General features: G+C 68.9%; 22 protein-coding genes. 10 read left to right on the top strand and 12 right to left on the bottom strand.

What is annotated here, in order from left to right; genetic code table 11:
• Positions 1 to 27 precede the first annotated feature (27 nt).
• The gene (gene zapE, locus STARVERO_RS16050; RefSeq protein WP_144340908.1) at positions 28 to 1,248 is read right to left on the bottom strand and encodes a cell division protein ZapE; all 1,221 of its coding nucleotides are present in this window, start codon (positions 1,246 to 1,248) and stop codon (positions 28 to 30) included.
• 339 nt (positions 1,249 to 1,587) lie between these two features.
• Between zapE and STARVERO_RS16045 the strand changes: the two genes are divergently transcribed.
• The 4 genes from STARVERO_RS16045 (at position 1,588) to STARVERO_RS16030 (ending at position 6,669) form a co-directional block, all read left to right on the top strand.
• The gene (locus STARVERO_RS16045) at positions 1,588 to 2,466 is read left to right on the top strand and encodes a trypsin-like peptidase domain-containing protein (protein ID WP_159600002.1); all 879 of its coding nucleotides are present in this window, start codon (positions 1,588 to 1,590) and stop codon (positions 2,464 to 2,466) included.
• Positions 2,467 to 2,661: 195 nt separating this feature from the next.
• The gene (locus STARVERO_RS16040) at positions 2,662 to 3,318 is read left to right on the top strand and encodes a GNAT family N-acetyltransferase (RefSeq protein WP_244616788.1); all 657 of its coding nucleotides are present in this window, start codon (positions 2,662 to 2,664) and stop codon (positions 3,316 to 3,318) included.
• Between the two features lie 184 nt (positions 3,319 to 3,502).
• A complete protein-coding gene (locus tag STARVERO_RS16035) occupies positions 3,503 to 5,998 on the top strand; it encodes a DUF3772 domain-containing protein (protein WP_244616787.1) in 2,496 nt (831 codons plus the stop codon).
• Between the two features lie 44 nt (positions 5,999 to 6,042).
• Complete coding sequence (locus STARVERO_RS16030) at positions 6,043 to 6,669, top strand: CAP domain-containing protein (protein WP_144340905.1); 627 nt, start codon at positions 6,043 to 6,045, stop codon at positions 6,667 to 6,669.
• 27 nt (positions 6,670 to 6,696) lie between these two features.
• On the opposite strand, the gene STARVERO_RS16025 is transcribed toward STARVERO_RS16030, so the two are convergent.
• Together STARVERO_RS16025 and STARVERO_RS16020 are read right to left on the bottom strand one after the other, a co-directional pair.
• Complete coding sequence (locus STARVERO_RS16025; protein WP_159600000.1) at positions 6,697 to 7,824, bottom strand: CobW family GTP-binding protein; 1,128 nt, start codon at positions 7,822 to 7,824, stop codon at positions 6,697 to 6,699.
• 77 nt (positions 7,825 to 7,901) lie between these two features.
• A complete protein-coding gene (locus STARVERO_RS16020; RefSeq protein WP_244616786.1) occupies positions 7,902 to 9,260 on the bottom strand; it encodes a D-alanyl-D-alanine carboxypeptidase family protein in 1,359 nt (452 codons plus the stop codon).
• 237 nt (positions 9,261 to 9,497) lie between these two features.
• Between STARVERO_RS16020 and hisE the strand changes: the two genes are divergently transcribed.
• Positions 9,498 to 9,983, top strand: coding sequence for a phosphoribosyl-ATP diphosphatase (hisE, locus tag STARVERO_RS16015; protein WP_159599998.1), 486 nt, complete (start codon positions 9,498 to 9,500; stop codon positions 9,981 to 9,983).
• Between the two features lie 61 nt (positions 9,984 to 10,044).
• On the top strand, positions 10,045 to 10,626 hold the full coding sequence (locus STARVERO_RS16010; RefSeq protein ID WP_159599996.1) for a YqaA family protein: 582 nt from the start codon (positions 10,045 to 10,047) through the stop codon (positions 10,624 to 10,626).
• Positions 10,627 to 10,638: 12 nt separating this feature from the next.
• Here STARVERO_RS16010 and cysW read toward each other — a convergent pair whose 3' ends face one another.
• The 7 genes from cysW to STARVERO_RS15975 all read right to left on the bottom strand — a co-directional run bounded on the left by cysW (position 10,639) and on the right by STARVERO_RS15975 (position 17,112).
• Positions 10,639 to 11,478, bottom strand: a complete 840-nt coding sequence (cysW, locus tag STARVERO_RS16005; protein ID WP_159599994.1) for a sulfate ABC transporter permease subunit CysW — start codon at positions 11,476 to 11,478, stop codon at positions 10,639 to 10,641.
• Positions 11,475 to 12,353 (bottom strand): sulfate ABC transporter permease subunit CysT, encoded by an 879-nt coding sequence (gene cysT, locus STARVERO_RS16000; RefSeq protein WP_200837920.1) that lies wholly within the window; start codon positions 12,351 to 12,353, stop codon positions 11,475 to 11,477. Before cysT ends, cysW begins: the two co-directional genes overlap by 4 nt.
• Before the next feature lie 115 nt (positions 12,354 to 12,468).
• Entirely contained in the window at positions 12,469 to 13,503 is a 1,035-nt protein-coding gene (locus tag STARVERO_RS15995; RefSeq protein WP_159599992.1) for a sulfate ABC transporter substrate-binding protein, read from the bottom strand.
• Between the two features lie 373 nt (positions 13,504 to 13,876).
• Positions 13,877 to 14,623, bottom strand: coding sequence for a phosphoadenylyl-sulfate reductase (locus STARVERO_RS15990; protein WP_159599990.1), 747 nt, complete (start codon positions 14,621 to 14,623; stop codon positions 13,877 to 13,879).
• A gap of 2 nt (positions 14,624 to 14,625) precedes the next feature.
• Positions 14,626 to 15,132, bottom strand: coding sequence for a DUF934 domain-containing protein (locus STARVERO_RS15985; protein WP_144340898.1), 507 nt, complete (start codon positions 15,130 to 15,132; stop codon positions 14,626 to 14,628).
• Entirely contained in the window at positions 15,119 to 16,774 is a 1,656-nt protein-coding gene (locus STARVERO_RS15980; protein WP_159599988.1) for a nitrite/sulfite reductase, read from the bottom strand. The genes STARVERO_RS15985 and STARVERO_RS15980 overlap by 14 nt, the downstream gene beginning before the upstream one ends.
• Positions 16,775 to 16,803: 29 nt before the next feature.
• Entirely contained in the window at positions 16,804 to 17,112 is a 309-nt protein-coding gene (locus STARVERO_RS15975) for a DUF2849 domain-containing protein (RefSeq protein WP_144340896.1), read from the bottom strand.
• Positions 17,113 to 17,252: 140 nt separating this feature from the next.
• Here STARVERO_RS15975 and cysD point away from each other — a divergent pair, with 140 nt between their 5' ends.
• Both cysD and cysC read left to right on the top strand, forming a co-directional pair.
• Complete coding sequence (gene cysD / locus STARVERO_RS15970; protein ID WP_144340895.1) at positions 17,253 to 18,059, top strand: sulfate adenylyltransferase subunit CysD; 807 nt, start codon at positions 17,253 to 17,255, stop codon at positions 18,057 to 18,059.
• 9 nt (positions 18,060 to 18,068) lie between these two features.
• Entirely contained in the window at positions 18,069 to 20,021 is a 1,953-nt protein-coding gene (gene cysC, locus STARVERO_RS15965; RefSeq protein ID WP_159599986.1) for an adenylyl-sulfate kinase, read from the top strand.
• A 57-nt stretch (positions 20,022 to 20,078) separates the two neighbouring features.
• Here cysC and STARVERO_RS15960 read toward each other — a convergent pair whose 3' ends face one another.
• A complete protein-coding gene (locus tag STARVERO_RS15960) occupies positions 20,079 to 20,903 on the bottom strand; it encodes a DUF429 domain-containing protein (RefSeq protein WP_308677856.1) in 825 nt (274 codons plus the stop codon).
• Positions 20,854 to 22,023: an NAD(P)/FAD-dependent oxidoreductase gene (locus STARVERO_RS15955; protein ID WP_159599984.1), complete on the bottom strand. Its 1,170-nt coding sequence runs from the start codon at positions 22,021 to 22,023 to the stop codon at positions 20,854 to 20,856. The genes STARVERO_RS15960 and STARVERO_RS15955 overlap by 50 nt, the downstream gene beginning before the upstream one ends.
• A 111-nt stretch (positions 22,024 to 22,134) precedes the next feature.
• On the opposite strand from STARVERO_RS15955, the gene STARVERO_RS15950 reads away from it, so the two are divergent.
• Together STARVERO_RS15950 and STARVERO_RS15945 are read left to right on the top strand one after the other, a co-directional pair.
• The gene (locus tag STARVERO_RS15950) at positions 22,135 to 23,034 is read left to right on the top strand and encodes an HpcH/HpaI aldolase/citrate lyase family protein (RefSeq protein WP_159599982.1); all 900 of its coding nucleotides are present in this window, start codon (positions 22,135 to 22,137) and stop codon (positions 23,032 to 23,034) included.
• 15 nt (positions 23,035 to 23,049) lie between these two features.
• Positions 23,050 to 23,253: a DUF1737 domain-containing protein gene (locus STARVERO_RS15945; protein WP_159599980.1), complete on the top strand. Its 204-nt coding sequence runs from the start codon at positions 23,050 to 23,052 to the stop codon at positions 23,251 to 23,253.
• Positions 23,254 to 23,877 lie beyond the last annotated feature (624 nt).

The raw sequence follows: 23,877 nt of genomic DNA, 5'->3' as shown, positions 1-23,877 counted from the left end.
AACGGCGTTGGGCACGCTTTCGCCCGATCAGGTTTCGACAAGGCCCGTCGTGTCGCCGCTGGCCTCGGAATCACCGCGTCCATGCGGACGTGCAATATACTCTTCCGAGCGCATCTCGTGCAGGCGCGAGACAGTACGCGCCCATTCGAAGGCTTCCGCCCCCTCGGTGCCGGTGTAGAGCGTCTCGGGCTCCGCCTCGGCCGAGGCGACCAGCTTCACGCCCTTCTCGTAGAGCTCGTCGATCAGCGTGATGAAGCGCTTGGCCTCGTTGCGGCGGTCCTGGTCGAGCCGGGGGATGTGGTCGATGACCAGCGTATGATAGGCGCGGGCGAGGCGCAGATAGTCGGAAGCGCCGAGCGGCACGCCGCACAGGTCGTGGAAGGAGAAGCGCGCCGCGCCGCCGCCCGCGCGCGGCACCGGGATGGTGCGCCCGGCGGAAACCAGCGTCGCCGGGGCGCCGCCGTCGATGCCGGCGATGCGGTGCCAGACCTTGTCCATCTCCCGGTCGACATCCGCCATGCTCTCGTACGCGGCGGGCACGTACCAGATGCGCGCGCCGCCGAGCTTCTCCATGCGGTAGTCAGTGGGGGAATCGATGCGCACCACCTCCATGTGCTCCTCGATCATGCCGATGAACGGGAGGAACAGAGCGCGGTTGAGGCCGCCCTTGTAGAGATCCTGCGGTGCGACGTTGGAGGTGGCGACGATGACGACGCCAAGGTCGAACAGCTTCTCGAACAGGCGGCCGAGGATCATCGCGTCGGCGATGTCGGTGACGTGGAACTCGTCGAAGCAGAGGAGCCAGGCCTCCTCGTAGAGGGCGGCGGCGACCAGGGCGATGGGGTCGCCATCCTTGATCTTGCCGGTCTTCATGTCGGCGCGCACCTGGAAGATGCGGGCGTGAACGTCGGCCATGAACTCGTGGAAATGGGCGCGGCGCTTGCGCTTGCGCACCGCGACGCATTCGTAGAACAGGTCGACCAGCATGGTCTTGCCGCGGCCGACCGCGCCGTGGATGTAGAGACCGCGCACGCGGGGCACGGTGTCCTCGCGGCGGGCGAAGAGCCAGCCCAGCGCCGAGGTCTTGCGGGCGAGGCGGCGGGCGGCGATGCGCTGTTCCAGCGCCGCCAACGCGGCGACGACCCGGGCCTGCCCGGAATCCGGCGTCAGATCGCCGACCGCCATGCGGGCGACATACCGCGCCGCGAGCACCGAGCCGCCGGCTTCCGCCGTCACCATGTCCGCCATCTCGGACCACTCCTGCCATATTGCAGCGCACGCTTAGCGGGAGCGGCGCGCGGCAGCAAGCGCGACGGGGCCTTCTCATGCGAAGGTCGGGGCCGGGTGCCGGGCCGGCGGCCGAGGCCGCGGAAGGTGCCGGAAAAGGCCGGAATCTGCCGAAACGTAAGGGGCGGGGAGGCGACGTTCCCGCAAGGCCGGCGCGCCGGATGAGGGATTCGCATGGCAGGGCTGCGGCGCGCGAGGCCGCGATTCGCCACCCGCCATCGCGCGACCCGTCTTCCGCCTTGACGCGGCCTCAGTCGTTCCCGCAATGTTTCCCCTCTCACGAGCGGGAGCGGGGACCGTATGCAGTTGCAGCGTGTGTTCCAGAGTAGCCGGGCACTCCCGGCGCTGTGCCTGACCCTTGTCGCCGCCTGCAACCTCGCCACGCCCGCCGGTGCGCTGGAGCGCAAGAATGCGGCGGCCGGCGATCTTCCCTCCTCCGCCATCATCATCGACGAGGACGGACGCCAGACGCGGGATGAATATGCCCGGTCGAAAGGTCTCTCCGCGTCTACGGTTTCCACCCGTTTCGGCGCCACCGGGCTGGTGCGCTGCGGCTCGGCGGTGGGGACCGGCCAACTCGTCGGCGCCAGCAACGTGCTGGTGACCGCCGCCCATGTGCTGTTCGCGCCCGGCGGCGAGCCGCGCGGCACGGGGGATAGCTGCACCTTCGAGATCGAGGCGGGCGGCAGCCGGCAGGTGGTGCCCATCGACGTCGACGAGGTGATCTGCGGCGCCCGCGAGCCTTATGCCGAGCCGGCGGTGAAGGACTGGGCGGTGGTGCCGCTGGCGAACGCCGTCATCGGCGCCAAGCCCTATATGCCCGCCAAGGCGATGAGCGTGCCGGGCGAGATCGTGCTGGCCGCCGCAGCCCGCGCGGGAGGCGAGGAGAATTACTCGCTGCAGGGCTGCCGCGCGCGGCAGGTGACGGCGACGACGCCGAGCGGCCTGCGCGAGGTGGCGATCGACTGCGACGCGGAGGGCGGCGTGTCCGGCGCGGCGCTGCTGGCGCCGAATGGCGGCTTCCTCGGCGTCTATGTCGGCTTCCGGTCGGCGCATCCGGGCAAGGTGGGGCCGTTCTCGATGAGCCACTACAATTTCGGCGTCACCGCCGAGGGCTCGCTGCGGCAGGCGATCACCGAGATGGTAGGCCGCAACCAGTCGGCGAGCGTGAGCCGCTGAACGAGGGCGCTCCTCGGCGATGATACGCATTGGCCGGCGGCCGATTGCGGCGTAGAAAAGAGCGTTGTCGGGCAGTCATCGGGCATCCGGCTCGCGCGCCGCATGCGAGCCATGCAGTCGCGGGAGTTGTATTGTTTTGCGGTGCGCATATTTCTGCTGCAGCGCAACAGGGGCGGTCCAGACGAGGCCGACGCCATGACCGATTCCGTATCCACCTCCGTGAAGGAGGACCTTGCCCCCGCCGCAGCGGCTCCGCATGAGCATGCGGGCGAGCGGCTGGAGGGCCATATCCGCAAGCTGGTGCCGGCGGAACGGCAGCTTGTCGTCGATCATCTTCTGCGTCTCGATCCGCTGAGCCGCTTCATGCGTTTCGGCGGTGTCGTTTCCGATGCCGCCCTGACGCGCCACGCTACGCGTGTCGTCTCCAGCGAGGCGAGCGCGCTCGGCTATTTCGTCGAGGGCGAGCTGCGTGCCGTCGCCGAGCTGCACCCGCTGACCCGCAGGCCCGGCAAGCCGGTCGCCGCCGAGGCGGCGTTCAGCGTCGAGCGGCCGTGGCAGGGCAAGGGCATCGGCTCGGCGCTGATGCGCCATCTCGTGCTGCTGGCGCAGAACCGCGGCATCGAGGAACTGCAGGTGGTCTTCCTGCCCAATAACGGCCCGATGAAGAACCTCGCCGTCCACCACGCGGCCGAGCTGTCGCTGGACGACGAGGAGATGATCGGCCGGATGCGCGCTCCTCGCGCCACGCTGTTTTCGCAGACGCGCGAATTCCTCGGCGACGTCTTCGCCATCTTCTCCTCGGCATTCGACCTGCAGGAGCGCCTGCTGCCGCCGACCATGCGCGGCAACTGAGGCGGCATTCGCCCGGTGCAAGCGGCGGATGCGCCTTGACTTGGCCTTTATCGGGCCTGAGACAGGGGGGGTCCGGGTTCGAATCCGCCTCCTGATGATGCTTTCTCATTCCATTGTCACCGATATTGCCATCGGCGAACCCCTTGATGCGCGGCGCGCAGGCGTCGCCGCAGGGGGCCGCGCGATGATGCCGGCGCGCGCCCTGTTCTCGTGGTTCGCCGCGCTTCTCATTGCCTTCATGGTGCTGCTGCCGGCCGGAGCCGGCCATGCGCAGGCGCCCCCCGAGCAATCGCAGGTACAGGAGAAGCTGGAGGGCCAGCGGGCGATCGTCGACGGCGTCGAGGCGGCGCTGGGCCGGGACGGCCTGCGGTCGGTGGATCTGGACGAGCTGCGCAACCGGCTGGACCCGGTGCGCACCGAGCTCGGCGCGGCGATCACGCTGCTGGAGCCGCTGCTCGCCAACATGACCAATCGCGTGAAGGAGATCGGCCCCAAGCCGGCGGACGACGCGCCGCCGGAGGACGCCTCCATCACCCGCGAGCGCGAGGCGCTGGCGGCGCGGGCGAGCGAGCTCGATGCGGTGCTGAAGCAGGCCAAGCTGCTGAACGTGCGCGCCGACCAGCTCTCCGATCGCATCACCGGCCGCCGGCGGGCGATGTTCACCGACACGCTGTTCGCGCGCTCCTACAGCGCGCTCGACCCCACGCTCTGGCTTCAGGCGGCGGCGGCCGTGCCGGTGGAGTGGCGCGGCGTCCGCTATCTGATGAACGACTGGAACGCCTATGCGGGCGCGCGCATGTCGATCTGGGGCCAGCTCGGCGTGGCCTTCGGCGCGCTCGTCATCATCGGGCTGGTCGTCGCCGCGCAGAACATGTTCTCGCGGCCGCTGCGCCGCGCCGATCTCGGCGGCGACGATGAACCGCTGCCCCGGCTGAGGGCCTGCTCGCTGTCGGCGCTGGTCGCGATCCTGCGCATGGCCGCGGCGCCGGTGGCGACCTTCGCGGTGCTGACGCTGTTCAATGCCTTCGATCTCGTCCCCGAACGCATCAACGAGCTGGCGCAGGGCGTGCTGCTGGCGGTTTCCATCGTCGCCATCGGCCGGGGCCTGCTCGCCGGCGCCCTGGCGCCGGGCGAGGCGCGGCGCCGGGCGGTGCCGCTGTCGGAGAACATGGCGCGGCTGATCTACGGCCATGCCGCGACCGGCCTGTGGATCCTCGCCGCCGGGGCGCTGCTCAACACGCTGCACCGGGTGCTGGTGGCGCCCGTTCCGCTGACGGTGGCGACCAGCGCCGCCATGTCCATCGGTCTCGTTCTCGTCGCCGCCCGCGCCATGCGCGCCCTCAACGCCGAGATGGGCGACGGGGACGGCGATGACGGCGACGGCGCGGCCGCCCGCGACGGCGCGCCCGCCGTGTCGGAGAGCAAGCCGGAGGCCAAGGAGGCGGGTACGGGTGCGCCTTCCACGGCGCTGCAATGGATCCGGTTCCCCTTCTGGGTGCTGAACCTGACCATCGCCGGCGCCCTGATCGGCGGCTATGTGAGCTTCGCCGCCTTTCTGTCCTCCCGCTCGCTCATCGCGGTGGTGATGGCGGGAACGCTCTATCTCGTCATCGCGCTGATCAACGCCTTCTTCATCGACGCCATCGCCAGCGGCCCACGGGCGCGCAGCGTCGCCAAGACGCTCGGCGTGCGCCCGGCCAGCCTCGAACTGCTGTCGGTGCTGGTCGCCGGCGTGCTGAAGGCGATGGCGGTGATCGTGATCGTCGTCGTCGTCGTGGGAACCTTCGGCACCTCGACGGCGGACCTGCGCGACCTGGTGAGCCGCGTCACCTTCGGCTTCACCATCGGCAACTCCACCATCGCCATCGGCGACGTGCTGAGCGCCGTGCTGTTCCTGGTGGTCGGCATCGTCATCGCCCGCGCGGTGCAGCGCTGGTTCGCGGTGGCGATCCTGCCCAAGACGGCGTTCGACCAGGGCCTGCAGAACTCCATCGCCACCATCATCGGCTATATCGGCTCCATCGCCGTGATCGCTATGGCGATGGGACAGATCGGGCTCAACCTCGAAAACATCGCGCTGGTCGCCGGTGCGCTCTCGGTCGGTATCGGTTTCGGCCTGCAGTCCATCGTCTCGAACTTCGTCTCGGGGCTGATCCTGCTGGCCGAGCGGCCGATCCGCGTCGGCGACACCATCTCGGTGAAGGGTGAGGAAGGCTATGTCCGGCGCATCAGCGTGCGCGCCACCGAGATCGAGACCTTCGACCGCGCGGCGGTGCTGATCCCCAATTCGGACCTGATCACCGGCATGGTGAAGAACTTCACCCACGCCAACACCACCGGCCGGGTGATCGTGAAGGTCAACGTCGCCTATGACGCCGACGCGGACGAGATCCGGGACATCCTGATCGGCTGCGCCTGCGATCATCCGCAGGTGCTGCGCAGCCCGCCGCCGCGCGTCTTCCTCATGGGGTTCGGCGACAGCTATCTGCAGTTCGAGCTGCGCTGCGTGGTGGCCAATGTCGACTATGCGCTCACCGTGAAGAGCGACCTGCATTTCGCCGTGCTGGACCGGCTCAAGGCGGCGAAGATCGGCATTCCCTACACGCCGTGGAGCATCTATCGCGGCGGCCCGATCGGCGCGGCCGACAGCAAGGACGACGACGCTCCCGCCGATTCGTAGCGTCCGGCGCGGCGCCGGCGCTCTCCTCTCAGTCGAGAAACCCCATGAAGTCCTTCCTGCTGAAGCGTCTCGCCGGTCTCCTGCTGGTGCCCGTGCTGCTCGCCGGCTGCGCGGCGGCGCCGCCTTCCGGCGGGCCGGTCGACGAGACCTTCTATGCCAATATCGCGAAGGGCGGCGCGCTCGATCCGCAGGCGGCGGCCTCGCTGCTGAGCGACTACCGGCGCGGGCGCGGCCTGCCGGCGGTGACGATCGATCCGGTATTGATGGCGGTGGCGGAACGGCAGGCGAAGTCGATGGCGGCGGCCGACCAGCTCTCCCACAATATCGGCGGGCGCGGCCTGACCGCGCGGCTGAAGGCGGCCGGCTTCAGCGGGCTGCGCGCCTCGGAGAATGTCGGCGCCGGCTATCACACGCTGGCCGAAGCCTTCTCCGGCTGGCGGGATTCGCCCTCGCACAACAAGAACATGCTGATGCCCGGCGCGACCCGGCTCGGCATCGCGGCGGCGCGCGCGCCGCGCAGCAAGTACGGCGTCTACTGGGCGATGGTGCTCGCCGTGCCGGACCCGAAGGCGGAGGCCGCGGCCTCGACGACCGCGGCCGCACCGGCGGGAGCGCCCGCCTCCGGCGAGACGCAGGTGCTGATCAACGGGGCGCCCGCGCCGGGCCAGTGACCCGGCCGGCGGCACGCGGGCGGCGTCTCAGCGCCGCATCGTGGCTGGCGCCAGCGGGTTGTCGGCCAGCACCCGGCCGTCCGGCTGGTCCGGGGCCGGCAGGCCCATGAAGGCGTCGAACAGGCGCTTGATCACCGCCGGCTCGACATCGCGCACGATCATCACCAGACGGGTGCGCCGGTCGTCGTCCGGCCAGGCGGGAAGCTGGCTCGGCGGGTGCAGGACGTGCTGGACGCCGTGCAGCACGAGCGGGTGCTCGGGGTCCTCGGCGAGCTTCACGATGCCCTTCAGGCGCAGCAGCTTGGAGCCATGGGTGCCGCGCACCAGCTCCAGGAACATGTCGATGGCCGCGGCGGAGACCGGGGCGTCCGTCGCCACGGTGAAGGCGCGGATGCGCTCGTCGTGGCGGTTCTCGTCATGGGCGTGGGTGCGGGAGGCTTCCTCGGCCGCCGCCACCGCCTCGTCGGCCAGCCAGCGCGAGACGTCGGGGATCTTCGTCGAGGGATCGTAGAGCCCGGCCTCGAACAGGGCGGCCGGCGTGGCCTCGCCCTTCGCCGCGTCGAGCACCGGGGCGCCGGGGGCCAGGCGGGAGAGGCGCGCCAGCAGCGCATCGAGTCCGGCCCGGCGCTCCGGCGTGTCGACGAGATCGGTCTTGGTCAGCACGATGCGGTCGGCGATCGCCGCCTGGCGCACGGATTCGGGATGCTCGTCCAGCGTCGCGGCGCCGTTCACCGCATCGACCACCGTCACCACGCCGTCCAGCCGGAAGCGCATCACCAGATAGGGGTGCATCATCAGCACGTGCAGGATCGGCGCGGGATCCGCCAGGCCGGTGGTCTCGATCACCACGCGGCGGAAGGGCGGAATGACGCCGTTGTCCATGCGCCGCAGGAGCTGCTCCAGCCCCTCGACCAGATCGCCCCGCACCGTGCAGCACAGGCAGCCCGAGGCGAGCAGCACGGTGGCGTCGTCGAAATGCTGGACCAGCAGATGGTCGAGGCCGATCTCGCCGAACTCGTTGATCAGCACGGCGGTGTCGGCGAGGCCGGGCTGCTGGAGCAGCTCGTTCAACAGCGTCGTCTTGCCGGCGCCGAGAAAGCCGGTGAGCAGCGTGACCGGAATGGGCTCCGGCGGGAGGCGGGGCTCCTCGCTCATGGTCGAAATCCTGGCCGTCGCGCGGAACAGCCGTGCCGCGCGAGAGAGAATGGTCGCCGTGCCGCGCGCCGGTGGCGCTACTGCGGGGGCGGGGGAACGAGTGGATAGCTAGGCGCCGGAGCCGGCTTCGGCAATGGCGCGGGCTGCGCGCTCGCCGATTTGGCACTCGGCTTGGCCGGCTTCTGGGCGGGCTTGGCCGGCTTGGCGGCAGGCTTCGGCGTCGGCTTCGCCGCCGGATCGTTCGGATCGATCACCGCCGTGGTCTGCCCCTTGGCGTTCTTCTTGACCGTCGTCTTCGTGCCGGCGGGCTTCTTCTTCTCCGGCGGCGGGGGATAGGCGGCGGCGAGCGCCTCGGCGCTCGGCACCGGGCCGACCCAGACCTCGACCGGGGCCATGGAGGGCGGAAGCTGCTGCAGCAGGCTGGCGCCGGTCACGCCGTCGCCAAGGCTGGCCATGCCGGCGGCGACATAGCCGCTCGCGGCGGGCCCGCTGTCGTCATCGGCCTCGGAGGCGACCGTCTTGCGCTGCGGGCCGCAGACCAGCTTGCGCATGTCGACCGGGGCGCCGCCCTCGTTGCGCAGCGAATCGACCGTCGGCGACATGTTGCCGAAAATGTTCCAGGACTGCTGGAAGCCGCGCTCCAGCAGCAGGGCGGCCTGCTCGGTGCGGTCGCGGCCGGAATTGGTGCCCAGAACCACGGCGATGAGGTGCCGGTTGCCGCGCTTGGCGCTGGCGACGAGGTTGAAGCCGGAGGCGCAGATGAAGCCGGTCTTCATGCCGTCCGCGCCGGGATAGCGGTCGATCAGCTTGTTGTAGCTGCGGATCACCGACGGCCCGAGCTTCATCGCCGGGATGCGGAACAGGTCGGACTGATCGGGGAAGTCGAGCAGGATGTGCCGGGCGAGCACCGCGAGGTCGCGCGCGGTGGAGACGTTGTCCGGGTCCGGCAGGCCGTTGGGATTGGCGAAGTGCGAGCCGGTCATGCCGAGCTCGGCGGCGGTGGCGTTCATCTCCGCGATGAAGGCCGGCAGCGAGCCGCTGACGCCCTCGGCGAGCACCACGGCCATGTCGTTGGCCGACTTCACCAGCATCATCTTGAGGGCGTTGTCGACCGTCACCTGCGTGCCGACCCGGAAGCCCATCTTGGAGGGCTTCTGCGCCGCCGCGTTCTCCGACACCGTGATCAGAGTCTGCGGCGTGAGGCGGCCGCTGCGGAGCGCCTTGAAGGTCACATAGGCTGTCATCAGCTTGGTGACGGAGGCCGGGTACCACGGCTTGGTGGCGTCGTCGGCCAGCAGAACCTTGCCGCTTTCGACCTCGATGACGAGCGACGGCGTGGCCCGCGCCGCGGCGGGAACCAGCAAGGCGGTCGCAACGAGACCCGCGGTAAGCCAGGCAAGGCAATTGCGGGTGCGGAACAGGGGAAGGTTCAACACGCTTCGAGCATCCGTTTCCAGCATGGGCCGGCGATGAGCCCCCCTCATCACCTCCCTACTTACTCCGATCCCCCCGGCGGCGCAAAAGGCAAAGCCATCCGTAATACCCGCACCGGCACCGGATACCACCGGTGCGGAAGGGCTTCCCGAAGGCCGCGCCGGCCCATCCTCCGGGGGACGGGCGCGGGGGCGACTTTCGCTACAAGCTCTTCATGAATGTGGATTTAAGATCGCAGCATGAGTGATTCGATTCGCCGCCTCCATGCTGCCGTGGTCGCGACGCGCCGAGGTCGGAACCCCTCGCCGCGGACCGCGCGGCTGTTTGCCAAGGGGCGGTCGTTCATCGCCAAGAAGGTGGCCGAGGAGGCCGTCGAGGTCGCGCTCGACGGGGTGACCGGCGACACGGCCGGCACGGTGCGCGAGAGTGCGGACCTTCTCTACAATCTCGTCGTGCTGTGGGTGGAACTGGACATCGATCCGGAGGATGTGTGGGCGGAGATGCGCCGGCGCGAGGAACTGATGGGCATGGCCGAGAAGCTGCCCAAGCGCGGCGGCAAGCACGGCCCCGGCGTCCTCAACGGCGATCTCTTCCAGGACAGCCGCTCGCGCGACAGCCGGTCGCACACCGACCTGCCGGCCGATTTCCTTTCGGTCGCCCGCCGCGAGGGGGCCGACCCGGGCGGGAGCCCCGGCAAGGCCCAGGGCGCCGGCCGCCGCCGCTGAGCGGCCGCAATCGGCCTGTCTAAGCTACGCCTTTCATCTCCCACCAAACCACCGGACCATCATGCTGCGCCGCCTCTATCAATGGGTGATCGACCTTGCCGAGCGGCGCTCGGCGCCGTGGGCGCTGGCGGGGGTCTCCTTCGCCGAGAGCTCCTTCTTCCCCGTACCGCCGGATGTGATGCTGGTGCCGATGTGCCTGGCGCGGCCCAAGCTCGCCTGGTGGTACGCGACGCTGTGCACCCTCGCTTCCGTGGTGGGCGGCCTCGCGGGCTACGCGATCGGCGCGCTGCTGTACGAATCGGTCGGGCAGTTCCTGATCCAGCTCTATGGCTACGGATCGAAGGTCGAGGCTTTCACCGAGGCCTATCAGCGCTACGGACACTGGATCATCCTGATCAAGGGCCTGACGCCGATTCCCTACAAGGTGGTGACGATCACCTCGGGCTTCGCCCATTACAGCCTGTTCTGGTTCGTCGTGCTGTCGCTGATCACGCGCGGCCTGCGCTTCTTCATGGTCGCCGGCCTGCTCTACTGGATCGGGCCGTCGGCGCGAAGCTTCATCGAGGAGCGGCTGGGTCTGGTGACCGCCGTGTTCGCCATCGTGCTGGTCGGCGGCTTCATCGCGGCGGTCTATCTGTTCTGAGGAACGGGCGCCTCAGTGCCGCCCGCTGCGGCTGACCAGCCGGGCCTCCAGAGCGGTCTTCGCCAGCAGGGTGACGATGGCGAGCAGGGCCAGCAGCGAGGCGACCGCGAAGGACGCCTGGAACTGGTACTCGTTGTAGAGTATCTCGACCTGCAGCGGGATGGTGTTGGTCTCGCCGCGCACATGGCCGGAGACCACCGAGACCGCGCCGAACTCGCCCATCGCGCGGGCGTTGCAGAGCAGCACGCCGTAGAGCAGCGCCCATTTGATGTTGGGCAGGGTGACGCGGGAGAAGACGCGCCAGCCGCCGGCGCCCAGCGTGACCGCCGCCTCCTCCTCCGTCGTTCCCTGCTCCTGCATCAGCGGAATGAGCTCGCGGGCGACGAAGGGGAAGGTGACGAAGACCGTCGCCAGCGTGATGCCCGGCCAGGCGAAGATGATCTTCCAGCCATTGTCGATCAGCCACGGCCCGAAATAGCCCTGCGCGCCGAACAGCAGCACGAAGATGAGGCCCGCGACCACCGGCGACACCGAGAAGGGCAGGTCGATGAGGGTGATGAGGAAGCTCTTGCCCTTGAAGGAGAACTTGGTGATCGCCCATGCCGTCACGAGGCCCATCACCGTGTTGGCGGTGACCGAGAGGGTGGTGACGAGCAGGGTCAGGCGGATCGCCGCCAGCGCGTCCGGCTCGACCAGCGCGTCGAGATAGGCCTGCCAGCCCTTCACGAAGGCCTGGGCGAAGACGTTGACCAGCGGCAGCACGATGAACAGGCCGATGAAGAGCATGGCAAGGCCGATGACCGTCCATTTGACGGCGGCGGGCTCGTCCCGCACGGGCGAGGCGTTGCTCATGCGGTTCTCCCGGTGCGGCTTTGCGACCAACGCTGCAAGCCATTGATGATAAAGAGCAAGATGAAGGAGGCGACGAGCATGGTGGCGGCGATGGTGGTGGCGTCCGCGTAGCGGAACTCCTCCAGCCGGATCACGATCAGCAGCGGCGCGATCTCCGAGATGTTCGGCAGATTGCCGGCGATGAAGATCACCGAGCCGTATTCGCCCACCGCACGGGCGAAGGCGAGGGCGAAGCCGGTGAGGAAGGCGGGCAGCACGGCGGGCAGCACGACGCGGCGGATGGTGGTCCAGCGGCCGGCGCCGAGCGTGGCGGCGGCCTCCTCCAGTTCGTGGTCGAGGTCCTCCAGCACGGGCTGGACGGTACGCACCACGAAGGGCAGGCCGATGAAGACGAGGGCGACGAGGATGCCGAGCGGCGTGAAGGCCACCTTGATGCCGAGCGGCGCCAGCAGCGAGCCGATCCAGCCGTTTTCGGCGTAGAGCGTCGTCAGGGCGATGCCGGCGACGGCGGTCGGCAGGGCGAAGGGAATGTCGATCAGCCCGTCGAGGATGCGTCGGCCGGGAAAATCGTAGCGCACCAGTGCCCAGACGATGACGGCGCCGAAGACGAGGTTGATCGCCGCGGCCGCCAGCGACAGGCCGAAGGAGATCTTCAGCGCGTTGAGCGTGCGCTGGGCCGTGAGGATGGCGGCGATCTGCTCCAGCGACAGTTCGGCGGTCTTCACGAACAGCGCCGCGAGCGGGATCAGCACGATGAGCGAGAGCCACAGCAGGGTGAGGCCGAGCGTCAGCCCGAAACCGGGAATGACGCTGTGCTGACGCCTGGCGGCTGTCGGCGGCGCGGCTCCCACCAGCGTGGTTCGATCCAAGGTCATATCGCTCAAGGCCCGGCTCCCGGAGACGTCATGTTACGGCGAGCGCCGGACCTCGCGAAAGGCCCGGCGCGGTGTCGATGGGAAGTGTCGATGGGTGGCGCGACCGGCGGGGCGGTCAGTTCGAATAGATCTGGTCGAACACGCCGCCGTCGGAGAAGTGGGTCTTCTGGGCCTTGCGCCAGCCGCCGAAGGCCGCGTCGTCGATGGTCACGAGATCGACCTTCGGGAACACCTTCTCATATTCCTTGGCGACCTCGGGATCGCGCGGGCGGTAGAAATTCTCGGCCGCGAGCTTCTGGCCTTCCTTGCTGTAGAGCAGCTTGAGATAAGCCTCGGCCACGTCGCGGGTGCCCTTGCGCTCGACATTCTTGTCGACGATGGCGACCGGCGGTTCGGCGAGGATGGAGAGCGAGGGGACGACGATGTCGAACTTGTCGTCGCCGAATTCCTTCTTCGACAGGAAGGCCTCGTTCTCCCAGGCGAGCAGCACGTCGCCGACGCCGCGCTCGGTGAAGGTGACGGTCGAGCCGCGCGCACCGGTGTCGAGCACGGGCACGTTCTTGAAGAGGTTGCGGACGAAGTCCTTGGCCTTTTCCTCGGAGCCTTCCTTCTTCAGTGCATAGGCCCAGGCCGCGAGGTAGTTCCAGCGCGCGCCGCCCGAGGTCTTGGGGTTCGGGGTGATGACCTGCACGCCCGGCTTCACGAGGTCGCCCCAGTCCTTGATGCCCTTCGGATTGCCCTTGCGCACGAGGAAGACGATGGTCGAGGTGTAGGGCGACGAGTTGTCCGGCAGGCGCTTCTGCCAGTCCTGGGCGAGGAAGCCCTTGTCGGCGATGGCGTCGATGTCATAGGCGAGCGCCAGCGTGACGACATCGGCCTCGAGGCCGTCGATCACCGAGCGGGCCTGCTTGCCCGAGCCGCCATGCGAGGTCTTGATCTCGATGGTCTTGCCGGTGTCGGCCTTGTACTTGTCGGCGAAGAGCTTGTTGAACTGCTGGTAGAGCTCGCGGGTCGGGTCGTAGGACACGTTGAGCAGCGAGACGTCGGCGGCGCGGGCGGCCGGCGTGAAGCCGACGGGCGCCAGACCGACCGGCACGGCGAGGGCGGCAATGAGCGCGGCCGTGACCGCAGGTTTGAAATGGAAGGACATGACGACTTCTCCCCGGCGGCGCTCCTGCGCCGATGAATTCCATGGAGGGAGGTTTTCACGTCGATATGTCGTGGTCAATATAAAAATACATTAAAGATAGAAAATAGAGTTTCGATACATTATCGGCGTGTGGAATGAGGGCGCAGGGGTTCCAGGCTGGCACAGAGCGCGGCACGGCACGGCGTTGCGGCGGGCCTTGCGCCACTCATCCGCGTTTCTTCGGTGCCGGGAGAAGGCCTGGAGGCCCGGTTCGGGGCCGGGCATGACGCCGCGCTCGATCGACGGGCATGCGGCGGGGCGACCGGTTGACTCGGCGTGGATGAGGGGCGATGGGGCCTGCCTTTGGGCCTGGCCCGATCCGGTGCGCGCCGGCTTAGCGGTCGATCGTGTTCAGCAGGGTGTGGATGCCGCACTCGGTCTTGGCCTTGCCGCGCCAGCGGCCGGCGCGCACGCCTTCCTCGGGAGCGGCGCGGCTGGTGCAGGGCATGCAGCCCACCGAGTTGAACCCCTTCGCCACCAGCGGATGGTCGGGCAGGGCGAAGCGCCTGCGCGCCTCCTCGACCTCGGCGAGATCGAGATTGGCGAGCGGGTTGAACTTCAGCCGCGCGCCGTCGCGTTCGACCACCGGGATATTGGCCCTGAGGCCGCCCTGGTAGCGCTTGCGCCCGTTCAGCCAGCCGTCGAAGCCGGCCAGCGCGCGGGCGAGGGGTTCCACCTTGCGGATGCGGCAGCAGGCATCGGGATCGGAGAACCAGAGGTCGCGATCCGCATCGAGCGCGGCAAGACGGGCGGCGTCGGGCTGGATGGTGCGCACATCGGTGAGGCCGAGATGGGCGGCGAGGGAGTCGCGATAGGCGAGCGTTTCCTCGAACAGCCAGCCGGTATCGAGGAAGACGACCGGGATGGAACGGTCGACCTCGGCGGCGAAGGCCAGCAGCACCGCCGATTCCGTACCGAAGGAGGAGACGACGCACAGCTTGCCCGAACCGACGAAGCGGGCCGCCTCGGCGATGATCTCGGTCGGGCCGGCATCCGCCAGCGCGCAGGCGAGCCCGCTCACATCGTCCGTGCAGGGGACGATGGGGGTGGGGCCGGTATCGGCGCGCTGGGCGATGGTCATGGTCAGACTCCCCGGACCGTGCGGCCGAGACGCTGGCGCAGCAGGCTCGGACGCTCGTCGGTGGCCGGCTGGTAGAAGACGGTGTAGCGGTGGACCGCCTCGTCGAAGGCGTCGGCATCCGCCCCCTTGACGGCCTCGATCTGGTCGAAGCCGGAGCGCTCCATCAGAAGGAACTGGTCGCGCAGCACATTGCCGGTGGCGCGCAGCGGGCCGCGCCAGCCCAGCCGCTCGCGCAGCAGCCGCGCCTGGCTGTAGGCGCGCCCGTCGCGGAAGATCGGGAACACCAGCGCGATCAGCGAGAGGCGGTCGAGATAGGGCGCGATCTCGGCGATCGGCCGGTCGTTCGGCCAGATCACACCGACCGGCGCCTGACGGCCCTTCAGCGTCTCGGCTTCCCTGAGGAAGCGATCGACGCCGATGAGCACGGCCGCCCCTTCCGGCAGCGCCTCGTCGTCGCCGACGCGGACGAAGCGGTCCTCGATGATCTTTCCGTTCTCAATGAGCGGCATAGACGCGCTCCTTGAAGGGTTCGACGCCAAGCCGGGCCACGGTGTCGATGAAGAGTTCATGCGGGCCGGCGCGCAGTTCCATATAGGTATCCACCACGTCCTCGATGAGGCCCGGGACCTGCTCGTAGGACACGGCTGGTCCGAGCAGGGTGCCGAGCTGGGCATGCTCGTCGGCGCGTCCGCCCAGCGTGATCTGGTAGAATTCCTGGCCGTTCTTCTCGACGCCGAGAATGCCGATATGGCCCACATGGTGGTGGCCGCAGGCATTGATGCAGCCGGAGATGTTGATGTGCAGCCGGCCGATGCCGCGGGCGCGGTCGAGGTCGGAGAAGCGCTTGGCGATCTCCTGCGCGACCGGAATGGCGCGGGCATTGGCCAGCGCGCAATAGTCGAGGCCGGGGCAGGCGATGATGTCGTTGACGAGGTTGACGTTGGGCGTGGCGAGCCCGGCCGCGTCGAGCCGCCGCCAGAGTTCCGGCAGGTCCTTCTGCGCGATGTTGGGCAGGCAGAGATTCTGCTCGTGGCCGACGCGGATCTCGCCGAAGCCGTAGTCGTCCGCGAGGTCGGCGACCACGTCCATCTGGTCCGCCGTCGCGTCGCCCGGAGGGGCACCGACGGGCTTGAGCGAGATGGTGACGATGGAGTGGCCGGGTACCTTATGCTTGTGCACGGAGTTGCGGTACCAGGTGGCGAAGCGCGCATCCTTCAGCGCCGCGACGAGTTCCGCCGGATCATCCTCCAGCGCCTGGAAGGCGGGATAGATGAAGCGGCCGCGGATCTCGGCGATCATCTCGTCGGTGAGGTGCAGCGCACCGCCGCGGATCGCTTCCCATTCGGCTTCCACCGCCTTGGCGAAGGCCTCGGCGCCGATCTCGTGGACGAGGATCTTGATGCGCGCCTTGTAGATGTTGTCGCGGCGCCCGTACTGATTGTACACGCGCATGATGGCTTCGATGTAGCTCAGCAGGTCGCGCACCGGCAGGAAGGGGCGGATCGACTTGCCGACGAAGGGCGTGCGGCCGAGGCCGCCGCCGACCAGCACCTCGAAGCCCAGCTCGCCCTGCGCGTTGCGGTGCAGGCGCAGGCCGACATCGTGCACCTTGGTCGCGGCGCGGTCGTGCGCGGCGGCGGTGATGGCGATCTTGAACTTGCGCGGCAGGTAGGTGAATTCGGGGTGCAGCGTCGAGTACTGGCGCAGGATCTCCGCCCAGATGCGCGGGTCGTCGCATTCCTCCGGCGTGGCGCCGGACCACTGGTCGGTGGTGACGTTGCGGATGCAGTTGCCCGACGTCTGGATGCCGTGCACGCCGACCTCGGCGAGGGCGGCCATGGCCTCCGGCAGTTCCTCCAGCTTGATCCAGTTGAACTGGATGTTCTGCCGGGTGGTGAAATGGCCGTAGCCGCGGTCATAGGTGCGCGCGACATGGGCCATACGGCGCAGTTGATCGGCGTTCAGCGTGCCATAGGGAATGGCGATGCGCAGCATGTAGGCGTGCAGCTGCAGGTAGACGCCGTTCATCAGCCGGAGCGGCTTGAACTCGTCCTCGGTCAGGGCACCGGAGAGGCGTCGCACCACCTGGTCGCGGAATTCGTCGACACGTTCGGCCAGGAAGGCACGGTCGAATTCATCGTAGGCATACATCGTCGAACTTGGCCTTGTATGTCGTCAGTTCAGTGCGGCAGCTCGAAAGTGGGGCCGGCGACGCGGATGCGCTCGCGCAGGTTTCCCGGCTTCACCGAGCCGTCGGCCTCGATCACCACCGGGGCGACATAGGCGCCCACGGCGTCGAGATCACGTTTCTGTGCCGCCGCCAGCAGGGCGATGGCGTCATCCGCCGTGGTGACGATGGCGGCTTCGGCGAGGTCGACCGACCAGCCTTCGCCGCTGGTGCGCCACACCACCGCGCCGTCCGTCAAGCGGTTGGCGGTGACGGCGACGGGGCCGTTGACCTTCAGTTTCTGCTGCTGGGGGGCCGCCATGGGTCCTCAAATTCCTGTTGACGGATGGGTTGAGCCTGCATAACACCAATTTAGAACGTGCAAAAGAAATAAATGCACGGATTTGACGTGTAATTAGTCCCCGGACGATACTCGGGGAGGTCAGAACGGGTCTCTCACCAATGTCCACTGCCGACGAACGGCTCGACGAGCTCGAGGCCCAGAGCATCTACATCTTCCGCGAGGCCTTCGCGCGGATGAAGCGGATGGCGCTGCTCTGGTCGCTGGGCAAGGATTCGAACGTCATGATCTGGCTGGCGAGGAAGGCGTTCCTCGGCCATGTACCTTTCCCCGTGCTTCACGTCGACACCGGCAAGAAGTTCAAGGAAATGTATGCCTTCCGCGACCATTACGCGGTCGAGTGGGGGCTGGATCTGCGGGTCGACCCGTGCCCGCCGCTGGAGCAGATGGACCCGACCCTGCCGCCCGCCACCCGCTCGGCGGCGCGCAAGACGGAAGGGCTGAAGCTGGCGCTGGAGAAATACGGCTTCGACGCGCTGGTCGCCGGCATCCGCCGCGACGAGGAAGCCACCCGCGCCAAGGAGCGCGTCTTCTCCCCGCGCGGGCTGGAAGGCGACTGGAACGTGCGCGAGCAGCCGCCCGAGTTCTGGGATCACTTCAACGCGACGCTGCCGCAGGGCGCGCATCTGCGTGTGCACCCGATCCTGCACTGGACCGAGCTCGACATCTGGGCCTACACCCAGCGCGAGAATATTCCCGTCATTCCGCTGTATTTCTCGAAGAACGGCAAGCGCTACCGCTCGCTGGGCGACGAGGACATCACCTTCCCGGTGACGTCCGAGGCGGCGACGATCGACGACATCCTCGTCGAACTGGCGACGACAAAGGTGCCGGAGCGCTCCGGTCGCGCCATGGACCATGAATCCGAGGATTCCTTCGAGCGACTGCGCGTCGCCGGCTATCTGTGAGAGCGCGCCATGTCTCTTAGTATAGCGACCGCCTCCAACGTCACGCCGCTGCCGGTGGCGGCCGCCGACCGCCCGCTGGTGCGCATCGTCATCGTCGGCCATGTCGACCACGGCAAGTCGACCCTGATCGGCCGCCTGCTGCACGAGACCGGTGGGATCCCCCAGCAGAAGCTCGACCAGCTCAAGGCGATCTCCGCCCGGCGCGGCATGCCCTTCGAATGGTCCTTCCTGCTCGACAGCCTGCAGGCCGAGCGCGACCAGGGCATCACCATCGACACCAGCCAGATCCGCTTTCGCACCGCCTCGCGCGACATCGTCCTGATCGACGCGCCGGGCCATGCGGAGTTCCTGCGCAACATGATCACCGGCGCGGCGCAGGCCGACGCCGCGCTGCTGCTGATCGACGCCGCCGAGGGCGTGCGCGACCAGACGCGCCGGCACGGCTACCTCCTGCACCTGCTGGGAGTGAAGCAGGTGGCGGTGGTGGTGAACAAGATGGACCGGGTCGACTTTGCCGAGCCGGCCTTCCGCGCCATCGAGGCGGAGATCACCGCCTATCTCGCCGATCTCGGCGTCCGGGCGAGCGCGGTGATCCCGATCTCCGCCCGCGAGGGCGACGGCGTGTCGGAACGCGGCGCCCGCACCCCGTGGTACGCCGGCCCGACCGTGCTGGAGGCGCTGGACGGCTTCGATCCGGCGCGCGCGCCGGGCGACCTCTCGCTGCGCCTGCCGGTGCAGGCGGTCTACAAGTTCGACGACCGGCGCATCGTCGCCGGCCGCATCGAGACCGGCAGCCTGAAGGTCGGCGAGGAGATCGTCTTCCAGCCTTCGGGCAAGACGGCCGTGGTGAAGACCATCGAAAGCTGGCCCGTGCCTCCGGCCGGGCAGGAGCGGACGGCGCTCCGTGCCGGCGCGGCGGCGGCGATCACGCTCGACCGCGAGATCTTCGTCGAGCGCGGCGAGATCATCTCGACGCCGGCCTCGCGCCCGCACGCGGCGCGGCGCCTGAGGGTGCGGCTTTTCTGGCTGGCCGACGAGCCGCTGGAGACGGGAACGCCGGTGATCGTGCGGCTCGCCACCTCCGAGGCGCGGGCCCATGTCGGCACGGTGTATCAGGTCGTCGACCCCGGCCATCTCTCGACGTCGCAGGAGAACCGCATCGGCCGCAACCAGGTCGGCGAGGTGGAACTGGTGCTGTCGCGGCCGGTCGCGGTGGACCCGCAGGGGGTGAACCCGCGGACCGGGCGCCTGGCGCTGGAAGTCGGCGGGCGCATCGCCGGCGGCGGCCTCGTCATCTCGGTGCTTGACCAGGAGGCCGCGCGGCCGGCGCCGGCCGCGCGCAACATCACCCCGGTCTCCTCCGCCATGACCAGCGAGGAGCGCATCGGCCGCTTCGGCCATGACGGCGCGGTGGTGTGGCTGACCGGGCTTTCCGGCTCGGGCAAGTCGACGCTGGCGCGGGCGCTGGAGCGGCGGCTGTTCCATCGCGGCGGCATGGCGACGCTGCTCGACGGCGACACGCTGCGGGCCGGGCTCAACAGCGATCTCGGCTTCTCGGATGCCGACCGGGCGGAGAACAACCGCCGGCTGGCGGAGGTGGCGAACCTGCTGAAGGGGCTCGGGCACATCGTGCTGGTGGCGGCGGTGTCGCCCTCGGCGCAGGCGCGGGCACGGGTGCGGGCCATCGTCGGCGACCGTTTCTTCGAGGTGCACGTCGCCACGCCGCTCGACGTGTGCGAGGCGCGCGACCCCAAGGGGCTCTACGCCAAGGCGCGGGCCGGCGAGATCCGTGGCTTCACCGGCGTCGACGCGCCCTATGAGGCGCCCTCTGCGCCGGAGCTGGTGATCGAGAACGACAAGCTCGACCCGGCGGCCGGCGTCGACCGGCTGGAGGCCATGCTGGCGCAGGCCGGCGTGTTCCACCGTCCGGAGACGGCGGTGGCGGACGGCGCGGGGCTTTGACCGCGCCTGCACACCCAGAACGACGTCATGGCCGGGCTCGTCCCGGCCATTTCATTCTTACGCCCAGATGGCGATGGGCAGGCCGTGGGCGTCGCGCTCGGGCGGGGAGGGGAAGCTGACCGCCGCGTGAGCGGCGATGCGGCGTGCCGTCCAGGCGGCGGCGCAGGCGTCGATCAGGTCGTCCTCGCCGACCCGCAGCTCGCGCGCCCTGGACGGCGACATCAGCTCGGGCGGGAAGCCGGCGTCTTCGAGCAGACGGCGCCGCAGGGCGAGGCCAGGCGGGTGAGGGGCGTTCTTCACCTTCTTCGGCTGGTCCAGCGCGGTCCGGCCGTTCATCGCCCAAAAGGCTACCTCGGGGTGGCACTCGTAGAGGCGCGACTGAAGCGCGGGATCGCCCCGCAGCAGCCGATCGATCTCGACGATCTTCGGGAAGATGTGGAACGCCTGCTTGGCGACGGCTTTGGGCGGCAGCGAGGTCCCTCGCGCGACCGCGCAGGCGTGGCGATAGCGCTCCTCCTCGGGCATTGCCGCATCGACGCCGGCATGCACCGCCGCGCGCGAGGGGATGGAGAAGACGCTCGACTGCCGCCCGCCGAGCAGCGGGCGCACCAGTCGCTCCGGCGCGCGGCCTCTTGCCTCCACGCGCTCGGGCAGGCCGATCGGCATGTCGACGGCAACGATATCAGGGGCGAGGGGGCGCTCGAACAGCGCCGCGATGGCGGCGACCCGTTCGGCACGCATGGCGCCGTCCGGCTCGACGATCACCGCCACCCAGCCCCCTTTGCAGCCATCGACGCCCGCGACGCGCAGGGGGGCGGTGACGGACGCGGGATCAGATGATGTTGAGTTCGGCATGCGGCCGGCCGGCGGCGATGCGTTCATAGGAGAACACGCCGAGGTCGAGCGAGACGGAGCGGCCGTGCACGATCCATTCGGCGATGGCGCGGCCGGCGGCGGGGGCCTGTTGCAGGCCGTGGCCGGAGAAGCCGTTCATGAAATAGAAGTTCGTCACTTCGGGATGCGGGCCGATGACCGCGTTGTGGTCCAGGAGGTTCATCTCGTAATGCCCGGCCCAGGCGCGGACGACCTTGAGTTCCTCCATCGCCGGGATGCGGTGGGCGAGGTGCGGCCAGATGCCTTCCTCGAAGATCGACCAGTCGACCTCGAAATCCCCGTCCGCGTCGGGATCGTTGTCTTCCGCCGGCGGGGCGCCGCAGATCTGGTAGGCGCCTTCGGGGCGGATGTAGAAGCCGCTGGGGTCGACCAGCAGCGGCAGCTTCGGCAGCGGTGTGCGGCAATGCACGACGAAGACGCAGCGCTTCTTCCCCTCCACCGGCAGCTCGATCCCCGCCATGGCGGCGACGCGGCCGCCGCGCGGGCCGGCGGCGTTGACGAGGACACCGCAGCCGATGCGCCGCCCGTCCGCCAGCGTGGCGCCGGTGACGCGATTCCCTTCGCGGGTGATCGCCACCACTTCGCCGGTGATGAAATGCGCGCCCTGCGCCTTCGCCGCCGTGCGCACGGCCTGCAGGAACGCATGGGCGTCGAACCAGCCTTCGCCGGAGCGGCCATAGGCGCCGGCGGCGAGATCCTCGACATTGAGCCAGGGGAAGGTGGCCTTCAGCGCCGCGGGATCGAGCAGGTCGATATCGGCCCCCTCGGCCTTCTGCACGCGGTGATTGGCCTGGAGCACCGGCAGGCCGGCCTCGGATGCGAGGATGAGATAGCCACCCTCGTGCCAGGCGAGGTCGACGTCGCCGAAGCGCTCCTTCGCGCTCTTCAGGAACTCCAGCCCGAACAGCGACATGCGGATGTTCTCGGGGATGGAGAACTGCTGGCGCAGCGAGGCGGCGGAGAGGGTTGTGGAGGAGTAGGTGAAGGTCGGGTCGCGCTCGACGACGGCGACGCGGCCGCGGAAGGCCGGATCGAGGGTGAGGAAATAGGCCGCCGTCGCGCCCATGATCGCCCCGCCGACGATGAGCACATCGAAAGTCTCGTCCATGATCTCTTCCACGCTGAAGCGCCGCCCCGAGGGACGCGCGTGCCCGATTGGCAGCCCATCCTTCAGCGGGATAGGCTCATCGCCCTTTCCTGCCAATTAGCCGAGCGAATCATGTCCACAATCGTCCGACCGCGCCGCAGCGTGCTGTTCATGCCCGGCTCGAATGCCCGCGCGCTGGAGAAGGCGCGCACGCTGCCGGCCGACGGCGTGGTCATCGATCTCGAGGACGCGGTGGCCCCTGACGCCAAGGCGGATGCGCGCGCGCAGGTGGCGGCGACGTTGCGCGCCGGCGGATTCGCCCCGCGCGAGGTGGTGGTGCGCACCAACGCGGTCGACACGCCGTGGTTCGAGGAGGATCTCGCCGTGGTGGCGCGGGCGAGCGCGGAAGGCGCGGGCCCGGACGCGGTGCTGATCCCGAAGGTGAGCGACGCGGAGACGTTGGTGACGATCGGGCGGCGGCTCGATGCGCTCGGCGCCGCGCCCGCGCTCCGGGTGTGGGCGATGATCGAGACGCCGCTCGCCGTGTTGCGGGCGCTCGACATCGCGCTGGCCGCGCGCAACCCGGTGACGCGGCTCGCGGTGCTGGTGCTCGGCACGAACGATCTCTCCAAGGAGACTGGCGCGCGTGTCGTGCCCGGGCGGGCGCCGATGATGGGATGGCTGTCGCATTGCGTGCTGGCGGCGCGGGCCGGCGGCGTCGAGGTGCTCGACGCGGTGTGGAATGCGTTCCGCGACCTGGACGGCTTCGCACGCGAATGCGCGCAGGCAGCGGAGATGGGGTTCGACGGCAAGACGCTGATCCATCCCGGCCAGATCGAGCCGTGCAACGCGGCTTTCACGCCGCCCCCGGGGGAGGTCGAGGCCGCGCGGGCGCTGATCGCGCTGTTCGACCGGCCGGAGAATGCCGGCAAGGGCGTGGTGCAGATCGAGGGGCGGATGGTCGAGCGCATGCATGCCGACATCGCCCGCAGGACGGTGGCGCTCGCGGATGCGATCGCGGCGCGTGGTTGAAGAGGAAGAACGCGGATGAAGCTCTATCGTTATCTGACCGGACCGGACGACGTGTCCTTCTGCAAGCGGGTGTCGGCCGCACTGAACAAGGGCTGGCAGCTGCACGGCGATCCGACGCTCACTTTCGACCCGGTCAAGGCGCGTGTGATCTGCGGCCAGGCCATCGTGAAGGAGGTGGAAGGCGAGTGGTCGGATGAGGTGGTGCTGTCCGACCACTGACGGACGAGCGACCGTAAGGCGAGCGGGAGCAAGGGTTTCGGGGCGTTCGGGCGGTTCGCGGGGCCTTCCGGGAGGGGATGCGGGGCGGCTCAGGAATGTCGCCCGCGACCGGCGAAAAGAGACCGCCCGAACGAGCCCGGAAATTGGGTCAGTGCTTCTAACCTATTGATAGGTAAGTTATTATTCTCGTTCTTGGCCGAGTTATGAACAGCGTCGCCGATCTGTCATTTTTCTGAAAAAAGCCCGTTGACAGATCCGAGGGGCTCCCCCTATAAAGCGCCCATCGACGCGGCGCCACCGCAACGGCGGGTTCGGCGCTCCTCTGATGTTCTTCTCGACGAGATGGTCGTTCAAGCGACCGGCAAGTCGCCGGACGAAGAGGTGTCGGTTGCCCTAAGGGTGTGCGCCCATCGACGCGGCGCCACCGCAACGGCGGGTTCGGCGCTCCTCTGATGTTCTTCTCGACGAGATGGTCGTTCAAGCGACCGGCAAGTCGCCGGACGAAGAGGTGTCGGTTGCCCTAAGGGTGTAACCCATAGGGTGAGGGGCGCAAGTCCCTGACGTCCGGTCTTCGGGTCGGATGCGCGAATTGAGGCTTCGGCCTTGTTTCGAGACTTCGGTCTC

The sequence above is a fragment of the Starkeya nomas genome, assembly GCF_902703545.1.
Taxonomy (GTDB): domain Bacteria; phylum Pseudomonadota; class Alphaproteobacteria; order Rhizobiales; family Xanthobacteraceae; genus Ancylobacter; species Ancylobacter moscoviensis.
Note: the sequence above shows the minus strand (reverse complement) of the source record. Positions and strands in the feature narration are given on the sequence as shown.